At 48.5% G+C, this 19,836-nt stretch carries 19 protein-coding genes and 3 tRNA genes; 14 read left to right on the top strand and 8 right to left on the bottom strand.

What is annotated here, in order from left to right:
- Nucleotides 1–3: 3 nt before the first annotated feature.
- The 4 genes from KXJ70_RS00835 to KXJ70_RS00850 all read left to right on the top strand — a co-directional run bounded on the left by KXJ70_RS00835 (nucleotide 4) and on the right by KXJ70_RS00850 (nucleotide 2,428).
- A complete protein-coding gene (locus KXJ70_RS00835; RefSeq protein WP_219041574.1) occupies nucleotides 4–303 on the top strand; it encodes a YciI family protein in 300 nt (99 codons plus the stop codon).
- A gap of 85 nt (nucleotides 304–388) precedes the next feature.
- Nucleotides 389–1,060 (top strand): TIGR04211 family SH3 domain-containing protein, encoded by a 672-nt coding sequence (locus KXJ70_RS00840; RefSeq protein ID WP_219041575.1) that lies wholly within the window; start codon nucleotides 389–391, stop codon nucleotides 1,058–1,060.
- 2 nt (nucleotides 1,061–1,062) lie between these two features.
- A complete protein-coding gene (locus KXJ70_RS00845) occupies nucleotides 1,063–1,635 on the top strand; it encodes a peptidylprolyl isomerase (RefSeq protein ID WP_219041576.1) in 573 nt (190 codons plus the stop codon).
- Between the two features lie 34 nt (nucleotides 1,636–1,669).
- A complete protein-coding gene (locus KXJ70_RS00850; protein ID WP_219041577.1) occupies nucleotides 1,670–2,428 on the top strand; it encodes a pyridoxine 5'-phosphate synthase in 759 nt (252 codons plus the stop codon).
- Nucleotides 2,429–2,520: 92 nt separating this feature from the next.
- Here the strand turns inward: KXJ70_RS00850 and KXJ70_RS00855 are convergent, their stop codons facing one another.
- The 5 genes from KXJ70_RS00855 to KXJ70_RS00875 all read right to left on the bottom strand — a co-directional run bounded on the left by KXJ70_RS00855 (nucleotide 2,521) and on the right by KXJ70_RS00875 (nucleotide 6,877).
- On the bottom strand, nucleotides 2,521–4,185 hold the full coding sequence (locus KXJ70_RS00855) for a ShlB/FhaC/HecB family hemolysin secretion/activation protein (RefSeq protein ID WP_219041578.1): 1,665 nt from the start codon (nucleotides 4,183–4,185) through the stop codon (nucleotides 2,521–2,523).
- Between the two features lie 98 nt (nucleotides 4,186–4,283).
- A complete protein-coding gene (locus KXJ70_RS00860) occupies nucleotides 4,284–5,921 on the bottom strand; it encodes an OmpA family protein (RefSeq protein WP_219041579.1) in 1,638 nt (545 codons plus the stop codon).
- Nucleotides 5,922–6,593: 672 nt separating this feature from the next.
- Nucleotides 6,594–6,669: transfer RNA gene (locus KXJ70_RS00865), tRNA-His, on the bottom strand.
- Between the two features lie 26 nt (nucleotides 6,670–6,695).
- A tRNA-Arg gene (locus tag KXJ70_RS00870) sits at nucleotides 6,696–6,772 on the bottom strand.
- Nucleotides 6,773–6,800: 28 nt separating this feature from the next.
- A tRNA-Pro gene (locus KXJ70_RS00875) sits at nucleotides 6,801–6,877 on the bottom strand.
- Between the two features lie 171 nt (nucleotides 6,878–7,048).
- Here KXJ70_RS00875 and folD point away from each other — a divergent pair.
- From folD to KXJ70_RS00890, 3 genes are read left to right on the top strand one after another with little or no spacing between them, the layout of a single operon-like run.
- Nucleotides 7,049–7,894 (top strand): bifunctional methylenetetrahydrofolate dehydrogenase/methenyltetrahydrofolate cyclohydrolase FolD, encoded by an 846-nt coding sequence (folD, locus tag KXJ70_RS00880; protein ID WP_219041580.1) that lies wholly within the window; start codon nucleotides 7,049–7,051, stop codon nucleotides 7,892–7,894.
- A 14-nt stretch (nucleotides 7,895–7,908) separates the two neighbouring features.
- Nucleotides 7,909–8,556 (top strand): lysophospholipid acyltransferase family protein, encoded by a 648-nt coding sequence (locus KXJ70_RS00885; protein ID WP_219041581.1) that lies wholly within the window; start codon nucleotides 7,909–7,911, stop codon nucleotides 8,554–8,556.
- Nucleotides 8,553–8,909 (top strand): VanZ family protein, encoded by a 357-nt coding sequence (locus KXJ70_RS00890; RefSeq protein WP_219041582.1) that lies wholly within the window; start codon nucleotides 8,553–8,555, stop codon nucleotides 8,907–8,909. The genes KXJ70_RS00885 and KXJ70_RS00890 overlap by 4 nt, the downstream gene beginning before the upstream one ends.
- A 2-nt stretch (nucleotides 8,910–8,911) precedes the next feature.
- Here KXJ70_RS00890 and KXJ70_RS00895 read toward each other — a convergent pair whose 3' ends face one another.
- The 3 genes from KXJ70_RS00895 to KXJ70_RS00905 all read right to left on the bottom strand — a co-directional run bounded on the left by KXJ70_RS00895 (nucleotide 8,912) and on the right by KXJ70_RS00905 (nucleotide 12,943).
- Entirely contained in the window at nucleotides 8,912–9,619 is a 708-nt protein-coding gene (locus tag KXJ70_RS00895) for a hypothetical protein (protein WP_219041583.1), read from the bottom strand.
- A gap of 56 nt (nucleotides 9,620–9,675) precedes the next feature.
- Nucleotides 9,676–11,079 carry a cysteine--tRNA ligase gene (gene cysS, locus KXJ70_RS00900; RefSeq protein ID WP_219041584.1) on the bottom strand — a complete coding sequence of 468 codons (1,404 nt, stop codon included), beginning with the start codon at nucleotides 11,077–11,079 and terminating at the stop codon, nucleotides 9,676–9,678.
- Nucleotides 11,080–11,263: 184 nt separating this feature from the next.
- Nucleotides 11,264–12,943 carry a glutamine--tRNA ligase/YqeY domain fusion protein gene (locus KXJ70_RS00905; protein WP_219041585.1) on the bottom strand — a complete coding sequence of 560 codons (1,680 nt, stop codon included), beginning with the start codon at nucleotides 12,941–12,943 and terminating at the stop codon, nucleotides 11,264–11,266.
- Nucleotides 12,944–13,104: 161 nt separating this feature from the next.
- Between KXJ70_RS00905 and KXJ70_RS00910 the strand changes: the two genes are divergently transcribed.
- From KXJ70_RS00910 to KXJ70_RS00940, 7 genes are all read left to right on the top strand, one after another.
- Nucleotides 13,105–13,599 (top strand): peptidylprolyl isomerase, encoded by a 495-nt coding sequence (locus KXJ70_RS00910; RefSeq protein WP_219041586.1) that lies wholly within the window; start codon nucleotides 13,105–13,107, stop codon nucleotides 13,597–13,599.
- 7 nt (nucleotides 13,600–13,606) lie between these two features.
- On the top strand, nucleotides 13,607–14,329 hold the full coding sequence (locus KXJ70_RS00915) for a UDP-2,3-diacylglucosamine diphosphatase (protein WP_219041587.1): 723 nt from the start codon (nucleotides 13,607–13,609) through the stop codon (nucleotides 14,327–14,329).
- A gap of 309 nt (nucleotides 14,330–14,638) precedes the next feature.
- Complete coding sequence (locus KXJ70_RS00920; RefSeq protein WP_219043045.1) at nucleotides 14,639–16,003, top strand: CmpA/NrtA family ABC transporter substrate-binding protein; 1,365 nt, start codon at nucleotides 14,639–14,641, stop codon at nucleotides 16,001–16,003.
- Nucleotides 16,004–16,043: 40 nt separating this feature from the next.
- The gene (locus tag KXJ70_RS00925) at nucleotides 16,044–17,063 is read left to right on the top strand and encodes an ABC transporter permease (RefSeq protein ID WP_219041588.1); all 1,020 of its coding nucleotides are present in this window, start codon (nucleotides 16,044–16,046) and stop codon (nucleotides 17,061–17,063) included.
- Nucleotides 17,064–17,073: 10 nt separating this feature from the next.
- The gene (locus tag KXJ70_RS00930) at nucleotides 17,074–17,952 is read left to right on the top strand and encodes an ABC transporter ATP-binding protein (RefSeq protein ID WP_255558149.1); all 879 of its coding nucleotides are present in this window, start codon (nucleotides 17,074–17,076) and stop codon (nucleotides 17,950–17,952) included.
- A gap of 1 nt (nucleotide 17,953) precedes the next feature.
- Complete coding sequence (locus KXJ70_RS00935; RefSeq protein ID WP_219041589.1) at nucleotides 17,954–19,252, top strand: CmpA/NrtA family ABC transporter substrate-binding protein; 1,299 nt, start codon at nucleotides 17,954–17,956, stop codon at nucleotides 19,250–19,252.
- Nucleotides 19,253–19,260: 8 nt separating this feature from the next.
- A complete protein-coding gene (locus tag KXJ70_RS00940) occupies nucleotides 19,261–19,830 on the top strand; it encodes an ANTAR domain-containing response regulator (RefSeq protein ID WP_219041590.1) in 570 nt (189 codons plus the stop codon).
- Nucleotides 19,831–19,836 lie beyond the last annotated feature (6 nt).

Consider the following 19,836-nt stretch of genomic DNA (forward strand, 5'->3'; position numbering starts at 1 on the left):
TCTATGTTATACGCAGTAATCAGTGAAGATGTTGCAGACAGCCTCGATAAAAGATTAGGTGCTCGAGCAGCGCATATTGAGCGACTTCAAGCACTTAAAGCCCAGGGGCGCCTCGTTCTGGCTGGACCTCACCCCGCTATTGATAGCGAGGACCCGGGCGAAGCAGGTTTTACCGGCAGTTTGATCGTTGCTGAGTTTGCATCGCTTCAAGAAGCACAGCAATGGGCCGACAGCGACCCCTATATTGAAGCCGGCGTTTACGCCAAGGTGTTAGTTAAGCCTTACAAAAAAGTATTACCGTGATTGATGCAGAATTTGAACTACTCTTATAAGTGCTTTATCCTTCAATGTTAAATATTTAGCGCAGTTTATTAACGTGGAAAATACAGTGAAAAAATCATTTATATTCGGCTTGTCAACGGTCCTGTTTTGTTTGACAAGCGCGTCTTTCGCCGACACCCGTTATATCAGCGATAAAATCTACGTACCGCTTCGAGTCGGTGACGGTTCAAAATACCGCATCATTCACCGCGGCCTACCAAGCGGCGAGAAGCTTGATCTAATCAGTACCAACGAAGACAGCGGATACTCAAAGGTTCGCACTGACAAGGGCGTTGAGGGCTGGCTGCCAAGCCATTATTTGACAAACTCTCCGGCCGCACGAAGCCAGCTGGCCACTAACAAAAAGCAAATCGATGAGCTGAGCAGCATCAACAAGGATCTGCAAAAAAAGCTGGAAAACACCACCCAAAGTAGCCAGGAAACCAATAGCATCGTTGAAGAGCTTCAACTCGAAAACAAATCACTAACCGAAGAGCTGGAAGAGATAAAACGTATTTCTGCCAACAGCATTAAGCTGGATGACGACAACCGCCGCCTGCTTGAATCGAATCAAATGCTCAGCAGCGAAGTTGATGTACTAAAAACTGACAATGCCCGCCTTCGTGAAAACAAAGAGAACGAGTTCTTCTTAAACGGGGCATTCGCCGTGCTTATAGGCGTGATGATCGCACTAATAGTCCCGCGAATGATGCCTAAACGACGCTCAGATTGGGGTTAAACATGCGCTTTCTGCCAGCACTGGTCTTTGCGATTTTCAGCCTAGCCGCGGTTACGCCAACTTTAGGTGAGGAAAGTAAGCCCAACCCCGTGGTCGTGATAGAAACTTCGAAGGGCGACATCACCCTTGAACTTTACCCAAATAAAGCGCCGGTCACCGTTGAAAACTTTTTAGGCTACGTAGAAAGCGGATTTTACAACGGCACCATATTTCATCGTGTAATTCGCCGCTTTGCCGTTCAGGGCGGCGGCTTTACGCCAGATTTAGTTGAAAAACCCAATGGCGAAAGTATCGTCAACGAGTCCAAAACCAGCAAACTTAGAAATGATCGCTGGACTGTTGCCATGGCTCGCACAGATGACCCCAATAGTGCCCGCTCTCAATTTTTCATTAACATGCGCATGAATCTGGACCTTGACTCCCGAATGGGACGCGATGGCTATGCCGTATTTGGCAAAGTGATTGAGGGAGAGAACATCGTTCGCGACATCGCCATAAGCAATACTCACTCCGTTGGCGGCATGGACGACGTGCCGGTTGAACCAATTCTGATTATTAGCACGACAATCAAGTAAGCGAAACTATTGCGCCTACGCGCGAGGGGTCATTTTGACTGCGCTAAGTATCAACCTGAATAAGATTGCTTTAATTCGCAATTCCCGCGATACAGAATACCCCAGCGTCGTCTTGCACGCAGTGCGCTGCATTACCGCCGGCGCGCACGGAATTACCGTACACCCGCGCCCTGACCAACGTCATATTCGCGCGGATGATTGCTACGAACTCGCCAGCTTATTAGACGTCGAGTTTAATATCGAGGGCAACCCTTTCGCACCAGCCTGTAAAAGCGATCGGCGTTATGTAAGCGACTATCCCGGCTTTATGGAGATAATCCGCTTAACACGACCTGCGCAATGCACCTTAGTACCGGATACCGACAGCCAACTTACTTCTGACCACGGCTTTGACTTACGTAAAGATGGCGATCGCCTTGCGCCAATCATTGCAGAATTAAAATCCCTAGGCGTTCGCGTCAGCCTTTTTATGGATCCAGATCCAGCTCAAATTCGACTTGCAAAGGACATTGGTGCAGACCGCATTGAGCTTTACACCGGCCCGTATGCAGAAAGTTTCGGCTCACTTCATCAGGACAGCGTGCTGAAGCAATTTATAGCCGCCAGTGACGTAGCCGCAGAAGTCGGGCTTGGCCTTAACGCAGGACATGATCTAAACCTTCACAATTTATTTTTATTTAAGAATAGCGTGCATAAACTATTAGAAGTCTCCATCGGTCACGCTTTCACCGTTGACGCCATCGAACTAGGCATAGATAACTGTATTAAATCGTATCTGAACTGCTTACGTTAAAACCCCAAAATTAAAATCTTCGCGTTTTAATTAGTCTTATTAAAAGCGGCGCTTATCTACATTAAACAGGTAAGCGCCATTCAATGGCTTAATTAAAATACCTTTTTGAGTACAACGTAAAAATCTGCCTCAAGCTTATCTAGCTCATCGCTCGACTCAAAACCATCGTCCATAAGTGGTCTAGCAGCCACAGCATCAAGAGTTATGCCCCAACCTAAGTCAGCTCCAATACGCACGCCCATATCGGCAATACTGCGCTCAGCACCCGCTGCCCCACTAGCATTCTCAAATTGCGATGCACCGTATTCAACAAATACCGACACCGAGAGATCAACGCCACCCAATATAAATTTATGAGTAAAATCCGCTGCAGTGAAGTAACCCGAATCACCAGACAATACACCTGGCAGGTAAGCACTAAGTGCGCTCATACCACCAAGCACCCATTGCTGCTGCTGCGGTAGCTGCTCATCCGCAATTTGCGCCGAGAAATTAAAATTAAGTTCCGAAGCGTCGGATAAAGGCAGTTTCGCCGCGACCTTTGGCAACACCACAACAAATTCCGCAGTGCGGGTCGTAGGCCCGACTTCGGGCGACGTCGCTGTAGCCGTACCAAGAGTACCGCTGTCACCAGTTACTCCTGCTTTTAACGACAATTGCGCCGACCAACGGAAGGTTTTGCCGTCCATCAAACTAGCAGAAAAATATTTTGCGCCAAGTTCCACAGTGCCATATTTTTCGTCTTGCAAACTACCAAAGGAGCCAGCGTCAATTTGCGAATCGATGTATTCTACTTTTTCAAACAGATTAAAACGGTGAGTTATATCGGCTGATAATACTTGCTCACCAGTCAGAGCCACCGCGTCAATATCGGCATCTAATGACAAATTTTGTACTGAAGTTGTGGTTGTCGTTGTTCCGCAACCGATTCCCAATAAACCACAAAGCGGTGTACCGCCAGTCGTCGTTGTGCCAACAATCGTTACCGGACCAAAATCTTGCGAATACTCTGTGTGACTCGCGTTAATACCGTATAAGCCGCCCTTGAATGCTCGATCCGCACCTAGTTGAAAGCGGTGATAGTTTTCCCCATTTCGCGACTCACCTAAATCAGTAAACGCCGTTTCATAGCCAAAAGTTGCTCGCGTACCGTTCTCGAAATTATGGCTTATACCCACATCGCCAAAATAACGGCCAACGTAGCGGCTCCCCTGATTACCAATTTGGAAAACCACGTCAGTTGAGTCAAAATCCTCTACTGGCCGCGGCTCAAAAACCAGCACAACATCTTCAGGATTATTAGCATCATTCTGATACGATACTGAGTAATCCATTCCGATCCGCTGACTCTTCACATTTGCCATAACTCGAGCGCGCTCAAACTCAGCCCGCGTTAGATCCGCATCACCAACTAAACCCTCAAAAAACTCACCAAGCTGATCGCCCTGGACATCCGCCACTCGACCTTGTACTGCGTGTATATAGACAACATTGCTATCGGGTGCATATTGCATCGTCACCAACAAATGACCTTTGCGCAAAACCAGAGAGTTCATTAAAAAAATTGCTTGTGACGGTGTTTTCGCGGCCACGAAAATGGCATCTAACTCGTCGTTACTTAAATAGTGGGTTCCAGAAACCCGCAACTCGTAACCGATAACCTTCCCAATGTAGCTTGCAGAGGCGCCAGACACTGACTCGATATATTGCGGAGTCGTTAACTGTGGCGGTAACGCCGGAGGAAAATCAATTGCCATAAATACAAGTCCTTTGATAAAGGCTTAATATGCAATTGTAAGCATATTAAATTTAATAGAGATTCGACGGGTCAGCCAAAAGCTGACCGTCGTCATAATTACTGATCAGCGTTGTTCTGTTCTTTAACGGATTGAAACACGTCACCGTCGAGAATATTCAACTCTACGCGACGGTTTTCAGCACGCCCTGCCGGATTGTCACTGCCATCGTCATTTTCGTTGCTAGCAACGGGAACAGATTCGCCATAGCCACGATATGCAAGACGCTTTTCTTCAATGCCTGCTTCGATCAAATAGTTATACACGGTCGCTGCACGAGCGTAAGAAAGACGGATATTGTAGTCATCACTGCCTTTGGCATCAGTATGCCCATCCACAGCTACCAAGGCTGCTGGCTTAGCCCCAAGAACCCTGACTGCATGTTCAAGAATTGGCAACGACTCTGGCGTAAGATCAGCGCGATCGAATTCAAAATTAACGCCACGCAAAACAAGCGCCGCATCTTCGGTTAAGTGACAGCCGGTTAAAAAGACTGGCATATCAGCCGGCGTATCTAAACACTCATCGCGATCATCACAAACGCCGTCAGCATCCAAATCTTTACAGCTATCCAGCAAAGCTAGATTATTGCGATCCGCGCAGCCCACCCCACCGGTAGCAGCACAATTACCTGCATCACCACCACCAGAGCCATCGCCACCATTACCCGCCTCATTCGCTACTGCAACCGTAATTAAACCGCCATTTCCAGATCCAGGCCCGTTCAGCGCGCCCACAGCGACTAATCCACCATTCGCCGAGTTAGCACCGTTTAATGCACCAACAGCAACGGTTTCGGAATTACCTGAATTATCGCCATTCAACACAGCAATTGCGCCAAAGTCAGAATTACCGGAATTATCGCCATTCAATACCGCCAGCCCCGCGCTACCGCCATTACCGACATTGTCGCCAGACAAAACAGCTGCGCCAACAGCATCGCTGTTACCGGAATTACTGCCAGATATTGCAGCTATGCCAGCAAGACTGCCGTTGCCACTATTGCTGCCACTTAAAACAGAAACACCAATCAAATCGCCATTGCCTGAATTATTACCAGACAATACTGCAAGACCAATTATGCCGCCGTTACCTGAAGAACCGGGTGTTAACAACGCAATTCCGGCCAAGCCGTCTGCAGCGGCGTTACCCGAGTCAGCCGCACCAAGTAAGGCTAGACCTATTGGCTGACCATCTAAGCCCGGCAGCGACAACATTTGAGCCATCTGAACACCACCAGCAGTAAGCTGGTCGGTAAGACCTTCTAGTGCGCCCACCACGGGAACCACTATCGCTCCCTCAGGACCAACTAAACTGCGCAGTTGCGTGACAATGCCGCTTTCATAATTTAAGCCAAGCGCACCTATTAACTGCGACAAGCCCAGTGCATCTAAAGGTATTGCCGTTCCCGAGCCAGTTTTATTTCCAAAACCTAGAAGCTCACCGGAAGCCAAGGTAAGGCCTAGATCATTCTCTGGGTTGAGGGCATCCGCGCCAAGAAAGTCATTGTCGCCAGTGCCCACGGGGTCCAAAACTGAGGCCCCGACGGTCCCGACTGTCGTTCCGACCTCCGATAAAAGCTGAGTTAAACCTAAGGTATTAAGTAGATCTGTAAGAGCATCTGCTGTTGCAACCGTCGAAAATAACAATGCCATCGTCACAGTAAATATAGACAATAGCTTGCGTAAACACGCCATTATAACGCTCCCCAATGAACACTAAATCTCCAACTCAATTGTCGAAGACACATTACCAAAACCACACGCCAGACGACCGCCAGCAATCGCTTTGCTAGTGGTCACAAAATTCTAACGACGAATAAATAAGGGAATTAAATACAGCTGAGAAGATTTGCCGAAAATATTGCGAGATATAAGAGCGTGTTTTCCGCAGCTGCCTTTAAAAACAGCTGCAACATTACATTTTCGCAAACAAATTGCGTACACAGACCAAAATTGCATTCTCCATGTACGCAGCAGAAACCCTCTACTGGAACGTCATTGTTCCGCGGTACTTAACAACACAAAAGAAAATACCTGCGAACTAAAAACACAGGCTAAAGCTATGGCACTAATACTAATCAAAGGCTTGAAGCTTAAATAGCGAAGCAATAGGTAAAAACCACTATTAATATTGTTTTGTGACGGCAATCACATAGGCAAAACGCGAGAATGGCTACTACGACACATTCGAAGCAACTTGCCCGCTTGACGACTTGGATAAATTTAATAAAAACCAGAACTTAGGAGGAGATAAGGTGTGGCGAAAAACTGAAACCGCTATCAAAAAAAAACAGATAAAAACAAACATTAAAAATGCGATCTGAGCGTCGAAAACGCTAACTATCTTTAGTGGAGATATTTAGAAAATGGGGTGGCCGACGGGGCTTGAACCCGCGACAACAGGAATCACAATCCTGGACTCTACCAACTGAGCTACGGCCACCATTGGGGAAAAAATCGTCCTGTAAATGGCGCACCCGACAGGATTCGAACCTGTGACCGACGGCTTAGAAGGCCGTTGCTCTATCCAGCTGAGCTACGGGCGCAAAACCGTCCGAACTGAGATACGAAAAATGGTCGGGGTAGAGAGATTCGAACTCCCGACATCCTGCTCCCAAAGCAGGCGCGCTACCAGACTGCGCTATACCCCGTTTTTCGTTTCCCGTATGCCCCGCTACAGGAGCTGCGCATGATACGCAGACCTTTTTATCTCGTCAACGGTTTTGGGAAAAATTATTCGATTGATTTGTTGGCCTGTAGTTTGTGCACATGCGACAATAACATCTTAATTTGAATCATCTTTTTATGCGAGACCTATCTGAATGACGGCGTTGATTTTAGACGGCAAAACACTGGCGGCAAGCTGGGAAGAACAACTCACAAACCGCGTTACGGCGCTAAAAAGCCGTTCAAACGGCCGCACTCCCATACTAGCGACAATCTTAGTTGGCGATGACCCCGCCTCCGCTACTTACGTCAAGATGAAGGGCAATGCCTGTCGACGCGTAGGCATGGATTCATTGGCGGTGGAAATGCCCGGATCGACCACCACAGAGCAGTTGCTGGCCAAAATTGATGAGTTAAATAGCGACCCAAATGTTCACGGCATTTTGCTACAACACCCCGTTCCAGAGCAAATAGACGAGCGCGCTTGTTTCGATGCGATTGCTCTTCACAAAGATGTAGACGGCGTGACCTGCCTCGGCTTCGGTCGCATGGCAATGGGCGAAGAAGCTTATGGCTGCGCCACCCCCAAGGGCATTATGCGTATACTAGAGCACTACGAGATTGGGATCGAAGGCAAGCATGCCGTTGTAGTCGGTCGTAGCGCCATTCTCGGCAAGCCAATGGCCATGATGCTACTTGAGGCCAATGCCACTGTGACTATCTGCCACTCACGCACGCAAAACCTTCCAGCCTTGATAAAGCAGGCGGATATTTTAGTCGGCGCAGTGGGTAAACCTGAATTTATCAAGGCGGAATGGATTAAAGACGGCGCGGTTGTTGTCGATGCCGGCTACCATCCGGGCGGCGTCGGCGATATTGAGCTTGCACCTCTAGTCGATCGGGTTAGTGCTTACACTCCTGTACCAGGCGGGGTTGGCCCCATGACGATCAATACTCTGATATTCCAAAGCGTGGACTCCGGCGAAAAAGCCATCGCCTAACACGGACAAGCATCATGGCTAGGGTAAACAAACCACCCAAAAAAATAGGACCCGCGCAGAGGTTTGCGCGGCTGCTGCTTAGCGGTATTCTGCAGATCTTCTTCTGGGTAATGAATACTCTGCGCTTTAAAGGCCAGCTGGCGTTAGAACAACCCTGCGTGATGGCGGTTTATCACGACGAACTCCTCCCCATTATTCACAGATATAAAAACCAGAATATCGCCGCAATAGCCTCACAAAATCATTTCGGCTACTCGATAGCCATGGTGATGGAACGCTACACCTATGAAGTCGCCCTCGGTTCGCCGAGCCGGGGCGGCAAAGACGCCTTTGTGCAGCTACTTAAGGCGGCGAGAAAAGGCAAAACCGTCGCCTTCGCCGTCGATGGCTCTCGCGGCCCCCGCCATGAAATGAAAGCCGGCGCAGTCGTGTTAGCCATGCGGGCAAAGGTGCCGCTCTACCTCATCCGAGCGGACTATCAAGGCTGGAGAATTGAGTCAACTTGGGACAAATCTAAATTCCCGAAACCCTTTGGTAATGTGACCTTGCACAGCGAGCGCTTTCCACTAGAAGACTTTGACGGCCAAGACATTGAACGTATTGTTAGCGCCGCAGAAAAGAGATTAGCGGCCCTGTTACCGGATGATTATCAGCCAAAATGACACTCACCGGAAACACGCTCAGACTCCTGCCCGTTCTGAGCTTCGCGCTTTTCATCGCTTATTTTTCAATACTGCCCTCAGCGGCGATGCCAGACCTAAACCTGTGGGACAAGCTTCAGCACTTTGGCGCCTACCTGGTGTTTGTCTTATTGACCTACCCGCTGACGCTTAAACGTCACCATTTACACCTTGCCGTCATTGCAATTTGTGCCTACGGCGGTCTACTGGAGATAGCGCAAGCCTATTCACCAGGTCGTTATGCGTCGATATTAGATTTCCTTGCAAATAGCCTAGGCGCTATTTTCGGCCTACTGTTACTCAGACTTTGTCCGCCAATCAAACAGCTCGGTTAAGACTAAGATTCACTCGGACTATAAAGCAGCAACGCCGCAGCGAGACTAGCAAGCCTGCGCCGCTCAACTGGGGATAATTTGCTGTCGATCCACACACCGCCTTCGTTCATCACCTGAATTGCTGCAAGCTGCAGGCCATCGCGATAAACGAGATAGCCTACAATCTTACCAACAGGCCAAGCGCTGCCTTCTAGCTCATCAGTGCCAAGCACTTCGTATACCGGCATCGCCTCTTTGCTGGAGAATAAATAGCCGTGTAAGTGTTCGTCGTTAGCTGCCATCACCAGCTTCCAAGCAACGGTTTCGCCCCACTCTAACAACGAGCAATTCAGAAAGGATTCGGCATCAACGATCCACCTGGCGTCGCCGCCGAGCACGCCGCGAAGATTCACGTGGTCGCTGTCTTCTCCACTTTTACAATCAAGCTGGGCAACGTTGTCGGCGCCATCAGAGAATGAAAAGCGATATGCACCGGCTTGGCGAACACTTTCAAAATCGCCAATTTCGAGCGTGCTAGTCTTGTCCCAATCGCGATCAACCTTGCCAGTGACAAAAGACGCAAAACCGAGACGCTGATTAATCAACCAGCCTTGCCGGCCAGTAACAGGAAAATAATCTGCCGCCGCCAAGAAGCCACCATCTAACAATAGGTTTGGTGTGGTGCACCCGACGAGTACTGCAAACATCCATAGAAGAATACTTTTTTTCACCGCAACGCCCTACGCAATAGATAATTGATTTTAACAGCCCTTGCGACGAGATGCCTTTATTCACGGCGCCAAGTAGTACCCTCGCGGCTGTCTTCTAAAATGACACCCTGCGCCTTTAAGGAATCGCGAATTTCATCTGCACGAGCAAATTGCCGATCTTTCTTGGCTTGCACACGCTCTGCAATTAACGCCTCAATAGCGTCAGCCGCTAACTGATCACCGCTACCCGCCTGTAAAAACTCATCGGCTGATAACTGTAAAATACCGAGCACGGCCGCCATGGATTTTAAATTGCGAGCCAAACACGCAACGCGATCCGTTTCGAGTGCTTCTTTTGCGCTATTTAACTCTCTTACCATATCGTAAAGCACCGCCAAGGCAACGGGTGCATTAAAATCGTCTGCCATAGCGGCATCAAATCGATTAACGTAAACATCGTCCTTATCTAGCTCTGCATAAGGTCGCGCGATGACAACATCCAATCCTTTAAAGGCGTGATAAAAACGCTCCAGGTTTTGCTTGGCAATAAGTAAATTATCTTCTGAATAATTAATAGCGCTGCGGTAGTGGCTGGAAATAAGAAAATAACGCACCACTTCCGGATGATAGCGATCGAGAATTTCACGAATGGTGAAAAAATTCCCCAACGATTTCGACATTTTCTCATTATCGACCCGCACCGCGCCGGCATGCATCCACGTTTGCGCGTAGCGCTGTCCTGTTGCCGCCTCAGACTGCGCTATCTCGTTTTCATGATGCGGGAAAACCAAATCCGGCCCACCACCATGTATGTCGAAGGTATTTCCCAAGCAGCAAGTAGACATAGCTGAACATTCAATATGCCAGCCCGGGCGGCCCTTCCCCCAAGGCGACGGCCAGCTCACTCCATCGTCTTTAACCGCTTTCCACAATGCAAAGTCACGGGGGTCATCTTTGGCTTCATCGACCGCAATACGCGCGCCAGATAACAACTCATCCGGGTTTTTACCCGATAACTTTCCGTAGTCGGCAAATGCAGTGACCCGATAATACACATCGCCATTTGCAGCGGTATAGGCGAAGCCCTTTTCTATCAACGTGGCGATCATGGTCAAGATATCAGCGATATGAGCGGTCGCTCTGGGCTCCATATCTGGCGGCATAATATCCAGCCGCGCGGCATCTTCGTGCATGGCCTTAATAAAACGCTCAGTTAACGCTTCAAAGGGCTCATTATTTTCATCCGCCCTGCGCAATATTTTGTCGTCGATATCAGTGATATTGCGCACGTAGTTGACATCAAAACCCTTGCCACGCAAATACCGTGTAATGACGTCAAACGCCACCAACACCCGCGCATGTCCGAGATGACAGAAGTCGTATACCGTCATACCGCAGACGTACATATTAATTTTGCCGTCCTGCAATGGCACAAGAGGCTGCTTGCTACGGCTGAGGGTGTTGTAGATTTGAATCGTCATAAATGATCGCTTAATGCTGGACGGGGGACGGGAAATGCAACGTCAAAATCAACCCAAGCCCGTTATAAAAATTTGATTATATCCATCAGCTGCCAGGCTTCAGACTCGAAGCGGGAAAACAGCTTTTGCGTCTCCCCTCTCCGGTCTAGCATCTAGCGCCATCGCTTTCGACAGACATCCGACCTCAGACGTCCGACTCCTTGCCCCACGTATCACGAAGGGCAATCGTGCGGTTAAATACCGGCGCACCGCTTGTGTGCTCAAGCTTGTCGGCAACAAAATAGCCCGTTCGCTCAAATTGAAAACTCGCCTCTGGCGCCGCGTCGGCAAGGCTCGGTTCAATCCAACAATGCTCAATGATGCTCAATGACGCTGGATTAACATGATCAAGAAACTCTTCCCCGCCTCTATCTGGCGATTCATGAGTAAATAGACGATCATATAAACGCACTGTCGCCTGCTTACCGTGACTTGCCGATACCCAGTGAATAACGCCTTTTGGCTTTATACCGTCTTCTGGGTCAGCACCGTGGGATGCGGCATCGTAGCTGCAATGCACTTCTACAATATTACCGGCAGCGTCTTTAACAACGGATTCAGCCAACAGTACATAAGCACTGCGCAAACGCACTTTTTTACCTAATACCAAACGTTTGAATTTTTTATTGGCCTCCTCGCGGAAGTCTTCGCGCTCTATATAAACTTCGCGGCTGAAAGGCAGGCTGCGCTCACCCAAATCATCACGATTGGGGTGACCCGGCGCATTTAACCACTCGACTTTGTCGTCGGGATAGTTAGTAATAATAATTTTAAGCGGGTCCATTACGCACATGGCGCGCGGTGCATTTTTATCAAGATCATCTCGGATTGCGTGTTCGAGCATGGCGACATCTACCACACCTTCACTGCGTGCAACACCGACCATATCGCAGAAATTTCTGAGCGCAGCCGCCGTAAATCCGCGGCGGCGCATTCCCGCGATCGTCGGCATTCGGGGATCATCCCAACCGTCTACCACGCTCTCATCAACAAGCATTTTTAATTTACGCTTGCTGGTCACCGTGTAATTTACATTCAAACGCGCAAACTCATACTGCTTGGGCTGCGCTGGCACTGGCAAGTTGGCGATAAACCACTCATATAAAGGACGGTGATCTTCAAACTCCAAGGTGCAGATTGAATGCGTAATGCCTTCCAGCGCATCTGACTGGCCGTGGGTAAAGTCATATGTCGGATAAATACACCATTTATCACCTGTCTGGTGATGACTCACCTTGCGAATACGATAAATGATGGGGTCGCGAAGGTTGATATTTGGCGCTGCCATATCAATTTTTGCGCGCAGTACCCTGCTGCCCTCATCAAATTCGCCATTGCGCATACTGTCAAACAAGGCGAGGTTCTCTTCCACACTGCGGTCGCGATACGGGCTATTTTTACCGGCTTCGGTCAAGGTGCCGCGGTACTCGCGAGCTTGATCCGCACTTAAGTCGCACACATACGCGTTTCCGTTGCGAACCAAATGCAGTGCGTAGTCGTACAAGGTGTCGAAGTAATCCGATGCATAGCGAATCGGACCCGACCACTCAAACCCCAACCAGCGGATATCTTCTTGAATAGCATCTATATATGCCTGCTCTTCTTTTGCCGGGTTGGTGTCGTCAAAACGCAGATGGCAGCGCCCGCCAAACTGCTTGGCAAGACCAAAGTTCAGGCAGATCGATTTAGCGTGACCGATATGTAAAAAACCATTTGGCTCTGGTGGAAAGCGCGTGACGAGCTCACCGCTCAAACGACCCGAGGCGATGTCTTCCTTTACGATAGTACGTAGAAAATTATTGCCGGATACTACATTGTCAGTCATTGATGGGTTCCAAATGTCCAAAATCGGCGAATTACTGCAAACCGCCGCGGCCGCAAGAATCCGCGCGCGATAAACACAAAGGTTTAGCGCCGGTTTCGCCCCGCAGCCAAAAGCCGTATTATAGCGGCTTTAATTTCCGGTTATAAGCGAGATCAGCGTAAATGATTATCTTCACTACAAATTTCGGCGACATTAAGGTTGAGCTGGACTTCGAAAATGCACCAAAAACCTCAGAGAACTTTAAACAGTATGTGCTTGACGGCTATTACGACGGTACTATTTTTCACCGTGTTATCGACGGTTTTATGCTGCAAGGCGGCGGTTTTGAGCCCGGCATGAAACAAAAAACGACCCGCGCCCCTATCGAAAACGAAGCGGATAACGGCTTAAAAAATGATGTAGGCACCCTGTCTATGGCCCGTACATCTGACCCCCACTCAGCCAGTTCACAATTTTTTGTTAACGTGAAGAACAATGACTTCCTAAACCACAGCAGTAAAACCATGCAAGGCTGGGGATACGCGGTATTCGCAAAAGTCGTAGACGGAATGGACGTTGTAAACCAAATCAAAGGCGTTAAAACCACTAGCGTAGCCGGCCATCAAGATGTACCAGCAGAAGATGTGATCATTGAAAAAGCGGTTTGGATAGACTGATATCGCTATGAGCACTTTATTTATCTCAGACCTCCATCTGGATGAATCGCGCCCGGAAATCACCCGGGCGTTTTTTTCATTTTTAAAAACCACCGCCAGCGATGCCAGCGACCTCTATATCCTTGGGGATTTTTTTGAAAGCTGGGTCGGTGATGACGACGAATCACCATTTATTAACTCGGTAAAGCAAGCCCTCAAAGATTTTACCGATCACGGCGCGTCACTCTATTTTATGCACGGCAATCGCGACTTTTTAATCGGCGATACATTTTGTCGCGACGTCGGCGCCGAACTTCTCCCCGACCCAAGCGTTATCTCTCTAGCGGGAGAACAAACCTTATTAATGCACGGCGATAGTTTATGTACTGATGACAAGGACTATATGCAGTTCAGGAAAATGGCGCGAGACCCTCTCTGGCAGCAAGATGCACTCAGGAAATCCCTTGCGGAACGCCGTGCGATAGCCAAACACATGCGAATGGTAAGCGGCGAATCAAATAGCAATAAAGCCGAAGATATAATGGATGTGAATGCGTCTGCAGTTAACACCGAAATGGCGAAGCACAGCTGCACAAGACTAATCCACGGACACACGCATCGCCCTAATCGTCACTCGATTACCACCACAAAAGGAATCGCAGAGCGCATTGTCCTCGGCGACTGGGGTCACCAATTGTGGTATTTAAAAATAGACAACGACGACATCAACTTAAACTCCGCAGCTATTTAAGCTAGTCCATACCCTTCACTTAGAGAAGGCTCGCACCAAATCAAAGCAATCTTGTGCAAATGAAATAGCGCACCATACCCGAAATCCGCCTCAGAGCAGTGCACGGACGCCCCTCGCCAATAAGCAAAAAATCACGCTAAGACTATGATATAAATAGACTTATTCCTTATGGCATAGCTATTGCTATTAACTCCTCAGAACGTTCTACGCCCCTTGCATCGAGCATATATTCGACATGCATAGAACCGATGGCAAGCATCAATGCTGATCACGTCGATGCCTGGCATTAACTACTTTGGAGACGAACCGATGCCTCGGTATCACAGCCTGTTTACCCGCACCATAAGCGCAATCGCATTAACAACAAGTTGCGTTGCCATAGCAGCAGAACCGGAAAAAGAAGAGCTAAAATTTGGCTTTATTAAGTTAACAGACATGGCTCCGCTGGCTGTCGCTTACGAAAAAGGCTACTTCGAAGACGAAGGTCTGTATGTGTCCCTCGAAGCACAAGCTAACTGGAAAGTATTGCTCGACCGCGTAATAGACGGTGAATTAGACGGCGCCCATATGCTAGCGGGACAGCCGCTGGGTGCCACCATTGGCTTTGGCACCCAGGCACATATCATCACTGCCTTTAGCATGGATTTAAACGGCAATGGCATCACCGTCTCCAATAGCGTTTGGGAGGAGATGAAAAAGAATATTCCAAGGCAAGCTGATGGCAAACCTGTTCACCCTATTAAAGCTGACGCCTTAAAGCCGGTTATCGACAAGTACAAAAGTGAAGGCAAGCCCTTCAAGATGGGTATGGTATTCCCAGTCTCCACACACAACTATGAATTGCGCTACTGGCTAGCTGCGGGCGGCATTCACCCCGGTTACTACGCGCCGTTGAAAGGCCACACCAGCGGCACTATCGACGCTGAGGCCCTACTGTCGGTCACTCCGCCGCCGCAAATGCCAGCCACCCTAGAAGCCGGCACTATTTATGGCTACTGCGTAGGCGAGCCCTGGAACCAGCAAGCCGTGTTTAAAGGCATTGGGGTACCGGTTATTACCGACTACGAGATTTGGAAAAACAATCCCGAGAAAGTGTTTGGCGTTAGTAATGAATGGGCGGAAAAATACCCCAATACTCACATTGCCGTCGTCAAAGCGATGATTCGCGCCGCCAAATGGCTGGATGACAACAACAACGCCAATCGCCCTGAGGCAGTAAAAATTCTATCAAAGTCGAGCTACGTTGGTGCCGACTACGATGTGATCGCCAACTCTATGACAGGCACATTCGAATACGAAAAAGGCGATAAACGCGAAGTCCCCGATTTCAACGTGTTTTTCCGGCACAACGCGACTTACCCCTACTACTCAGATGCCATTTGGTACTTAACCCAGATGCGCCGCTGGGGACAGATTACCGAATACAAGCCTGACAGCTGGTATATGGACATCGCCAAGAAAGTGTATCGCCCCGATATCTATCGACAAGCTGCTGAAGAGCTAATTGCAGAAGGTAAAGTCAGCACCAGCGAATTCCCAAACTTCGCATCTGAAACTGGTTACAAACCACCTCAATCAGAGTTCATAGACAACATCACCTACGACGGTCGCAAGCCCAATGAGTACATCAGCAAATTTAGCATCGGCTTAAAAGCTAAAGACCTACTGAAGTAATCATCCTGCCCCGCCGTGGCGGGGCAATTTTGGAGCACATATGTTGAAACAAAATACCCTACATTACTTGAGTGTGGCGGGCTTTCGCTGGATGGTGCCGGTAATAAAACTCGCCTTCTGGGAAAACCCTCGCGAACAAGGGCAGGAAATCGTTAGATTAATTGCATTACCGCTATTTGCCATTCTCGTTTTTTTAGCAATCTGGTCCACTGCCGCTTCAAAAATCGATACCAGCCTCGGTAGCTTTCCAGGGCCAGGTGTTGTCGCATCAGCCGCCAGTGGCTTATATCAGGAACATTTAGCGGAACGAGAAAAAGCCGAGGCGTTTTACCAGCGACAAGAGGACCGCAACAAAGTCAAATTGGCAAAAAATCCCGACGCAGAAGTTAAAATTCGTGATTACACTGGTAAACCAACCTACTTCGATCAAATTTTTACGAGTTTAATCACTGTTTTCACGGGCTTCCTTGTCGCATCTATTATCGCCATTCCCATTGGGATCGCCTGCGGACTTAGCCCGCTGCTCAATACAGCGATTGCACCAATTATCCAAATATTAAAACCGGTGTCGCCACTGGCGTGGTTACCACTGGTTACCATGGTTGTCAGCGCTGTTTACGTGAGTGATGATCCCGCGTTTTCCAAATCGTTTATCAACTCAGCGATTACCGTCACGCTGTATTGCATGTGGCCAACTCTCATTAATACTGCCGTTGGCGTTGCCAATATTGATAAAGACCTCATCAATGTCGGCCGAGTCATTCAACTTGGCTGGTTTACTCAGGTAACGAAAATCGCCATACCAGCCGCACTACCAATGATATTTACTGGCCTTCGAATTTCATTGGGCATTGGCTGGATGGTCCTCATCGCAGCTGAAATGCTCGCCCAAAACCCCGGCTTGGGAAAGTTTGTTTGGGATGAATTCCAAAATGGCAGCTCCGAATCCCTCGCCCGCATAATGGTCGCTGTTGTGACCATAGGCTTTATAGGCTTCATATTGGACTCGTTCATGCATACCCTCCACAAAATGATAGCCCACGACGACGCTGGCGCTTAAGGAATACGACATGTCTACCTATTTAGATATTTCACAAATTAGTATCGACTTCCCCACCAAAACAGGCCCCTTTAGAGCATTAGAAAAAGTTGACCTTAAAATAGCCAGAGGGGAATTCATATCACTTATCGGCCACTCGGGCTGTGGTAAATCAACCGTGCTAAATATTGTCGCCGGCCTTTATCAAGCTACCGAAGGCGCTGTTGTTTTAGAGTCTAAAGAAGTCAACCAACCTGGCCCAGATCGTGCTGTAGTGTTCCAAAATCATTCTCTATTCCCATGGTTAACGGTTTACCAAAATGTCGAATTGGCGGTCAAACAAGTGTTTAAGGGCAGAAAGTCCAAGGCTGAAATACGACATTGGGTTGAGTACAATCTAGGCTTAGTACAAATGTCACACGCCAGCCACAAGCTGCCTGGAGAAATCTCTGGCGGAATGAAACAACGAGTCGGAATTGCTAGGGCACTGGCGATGGAGCCCAAAGTGCTGCTTATGGACGAGCCTTTTGGGGCACTAGACGCACTTACGCGAGCACACTTACAAGACGCCCTAATGGAAATTCAAGCCGAATTGAACAATACCGTTATTCTCATCACTCACGACGTCGACGAAGCCGTTTTACTATCTGATCGAATTGTAATGATGACCAACGGCCCTGCCGCTACTGTGGGGGAGATACTCAGCATTGATTTACCGCGTCCAAGAGAACGATTGACGCTAGCAGACAACGTAGATTACAACCACTACCGCGCAGCAGTACTGACATTCCTGCACCAAAAGCAAGCGAAGTCAGATCACAAAGCGAGCACAAAAAAGCCGCATGAATTACGGCTAGCCGACACCAACAAACCAGCAGAAGTAGCACTTAAAAAAGCAACAGGAGCTTAAAATGCCCGCAATCAATAATAAAAACGGTATTCGCCTGGAAAAAACCGACATTAGTCTCGGCTTTATTCCGTTAACGGATTGCGCACCATTGGTAATCGCTCTCGAAAAAGGCTATTTCCGCAACGAAGGACTGAATGTAACCCTCTCTAGGGAAGCATCTTGGGCGGGCATTCGCGACAAAGTGGGCCTAGGTATACTCGACGGCGCACAAATGCTCGCCTCTATTCCGGTCGCCTCCCGCCTGGGTGTTGGCGGGCCAAAAATAGATATGATCAGCGCCATGGTTCTGGACTTAAATGGCAATGCTATCACTGTCAATAATGACCTATACGACCACCTGTTTAGCATTGATCCGCGCAGCGAGTTCAGCCCATTGATTGCCGCCCAGGCACTGCAGTGCGTCGTTGAAGAAAATAAACGCGCCAAGCGGCCAAAGTTACGTTTCGGCGTCGTTTACCCCTGCTCCACCCAAAGTTATGAACTGCGCTACTGGTTAGCTAGTGCCGGTATCGACCCAGATAGAGACATCGAGATTGTGGTCATTCCGCCCTCAAAAATGGTAACCGCCATGACCGATGGTGATATACACGGATTTTGTGTCGGAGAACCCTGGAACACCTTAGCGGTGCAGCAACAACTTGGTCACGTGGTAGCTACAAAATACCAACTTTGGAATAACAGCCCTGAAAAAGTGTTTGCAGTTAGCGAGAGCTGGGCAAATGAAAATCCTGCCACCCATCAAGCAATTTTACGAGCCTTAATCAAAGCGTGCATTTGGCTCGATAAAAAAGAGAATCGTAAAACCGCAGCAAAAATGATCAGCCAGGCACCTTATATTGCCCTACCCGAAGAAACCGTTGCGCTCTCCCTTATGGGCTTGTCTTTGAAGCATTTTGGACAGATGCCAGAAAAAGTTGACGATTTTCATGTCTTCCACCGCTACTCAGCAAACTTTCCATGGCTCAACCATGCCGAGTGGTTTATTTCCCAAATGTACCGCTGGGGCCAGCTAACCACACCGATTAACATCGAGGAGACCGTTGCCGCCGTATACAAGCCATCGCTATTCCGCATCGCTGCCGAAGCCGTTGGTTTAGAAAGCCCAAGCATAGACCGAAAAACCGAAGGCAATTTACATGAGAAAAACATGCTAATGAAGTCGCTACAAATAGGGCCTAATCAATTTTTAGATGGTCAGGTAATTAGCGTTGGCGGCATTATTAAATACCTTGAACAACAAAGCCTATCGAAGGCCGACATCCCCGCGCTGCGACTTATTAATGTGCAAAAAGAGGCCTGAAAGCGCAAATGAAAGTATTACTGATTGATATTGATGATAGCCGCGCGAATAAAATTGACTCTATTTTGGCATCGGCCGGTATCGAGTTAATCAATTTCAACAATCAACATGCCGACATCTATCACATTGTGGGTGAAATGCACCCGGAAATCATTTTAGTCGATACCAACTCAAGCAATCGAGACACACTTGAGCATCTAGCGCAGCTGAACAAAGAATATCCGCGTACAGTAATTAAACTCGGTAATAATCGCTCCGAAAGTATTAATCGACTTGCGGCTGACGCGGGCATCAGCATTTACGCCATAGACAATATACCGCCGCGCTTGCTGCAGTCACTTATCGATATTACCTTGAGCTTTTTCCACAGTATTGATCGCTTGCGGGCTGAGGTGCTGGCACTGAAACCTGAAATAGATGCGCGCCAAATTTTAAACAGTGCCAAAAAGTTCATCGTTGACACGTATGGCCTTACCGACGAGCAAGCCACCGACCTACTCAATAAGAACGCCAATCGCCAAGGGCGCTCTATTACTGATGTTGCTCGCCAGCTAATGGAGACGGGGGCTTTTGTCTAACAAATA

The sequence above is a fragment of the Zhongshania aquimaris genome, from assembly GCF_019312595.1.
In the GTDB taxonomy this organism is placed as follows: Bacteria; Pseudomonadota; Gammaproteobacteria; order Pseudomonadales; family Spongiibacteraceae; genus Spongiibacter; species Spongiibacter aquimaris.

Coding starts and splice junctions, on each gene's coding strand:
- KXJ70_RS00890 (WP_219041582.1), top strand. CDS start 8,553: ATGACACTCACCGGAAACACGCTCAGACTCCTGCCCGTTCTGAGCTTC.
- KXJ70_RS00915 (WP_219041587.1), top strand. CDS start 13,607: ATGAGCACTTTATTTATCTCAGACCTCCATCTGGATGAATCGCGCCCG.
- KXJ70_RS00940 (WP_219041590.1), top strand. CDS start 19,261: ATGAAAGTATTACTGATTGATATTGATGATAGCCGCGCGAATAAAATT.
- KXJ70_RS00935 (WP_219041589.1), top strand. CDS start 17,954: ATGCCCGCAATCAATAATAAAAACGGTATTCGCCTGGAAAAAACCGAC.
- KXJ70_RS00860 (WP_219041579.1), bottom strand. CDS start 5,921: ATGGCGTGTTTACGCAAGCTATTGTCTATATTTACTGTGACGATGGCA.
- KXJ70_RS00845 (WP_219041576.1), top strand. CDS start 1,063: ATGCGCTTTCTGCCAGCACTGGTCTTTGCGATTTTCAGCCTAGCCGCG.
- KXJ70_RS00910 (WP_219041586.1), top strand. CDS start 13,105: ATGATTATCTTCACTACAAATTTCGGCGACATTAAGGTTGAGCTGGAC.
- cysS (WP_219041584.1), bottom strand. CDS start 11,079: ATGACGATTCAAATCTACAACACCCTCAGCCGTAGCAAGCAGCCTCTT.
- KXJ70_RS00920 (WP_219043045.1), top strand. CDS start 14,639: ATGCCTCGGTATCACAGCCTGTTTACCCGCACCATAAGCGCAATCGCA.
- KXJ70_RS00885 (WP_219041581.1), top strand. CDS start 7,909: ATGGCTAGGGTAAACAAACCACCCAAAAAAATAGGACCCGCGCAGAGG.
- KXJ70_RS00930 (WP_255558149.1), top strand. CDS start 17,074: ATGTCTACCTATTTAGATATTTCACAAATTAGTATCGACTTCCCCACC.
- KXJ70_RS00855 (WP_219041578.1), bottom strand. CDS start 4,185: ATGGCAATTGATTTTCCTCCGGCGTTACCGCCACAGTTAACGACTCCG.
- KXJ70_RS00905 (WP_219041585.1), bottom strand. CDS start 12,943: ATGACTGACAATGTAGTATCCGGCAATAATTTTCTACGTACTATCGTA.
- KXJ70_RS00925 (WP_219041588.1), top strand. CDS start 16,044: ATGTTGAAACAAAATACCCTACATTACTTGAGTGTGGCGGGCTTTCGC.
- KXJ70_RS00835 (WP_219041574.1), top strand. CDS start 4: ATGTTATACGCAGTAATCAGTGAAGATGTTGCAGACAGCCTCGATAAA.
- folD (WP_219041580.1), top strand. CDS start 7,049: ATGACGGCGTTGATTTTAGACGGCAAAACACTGGCGGCAAGCTGGGAA.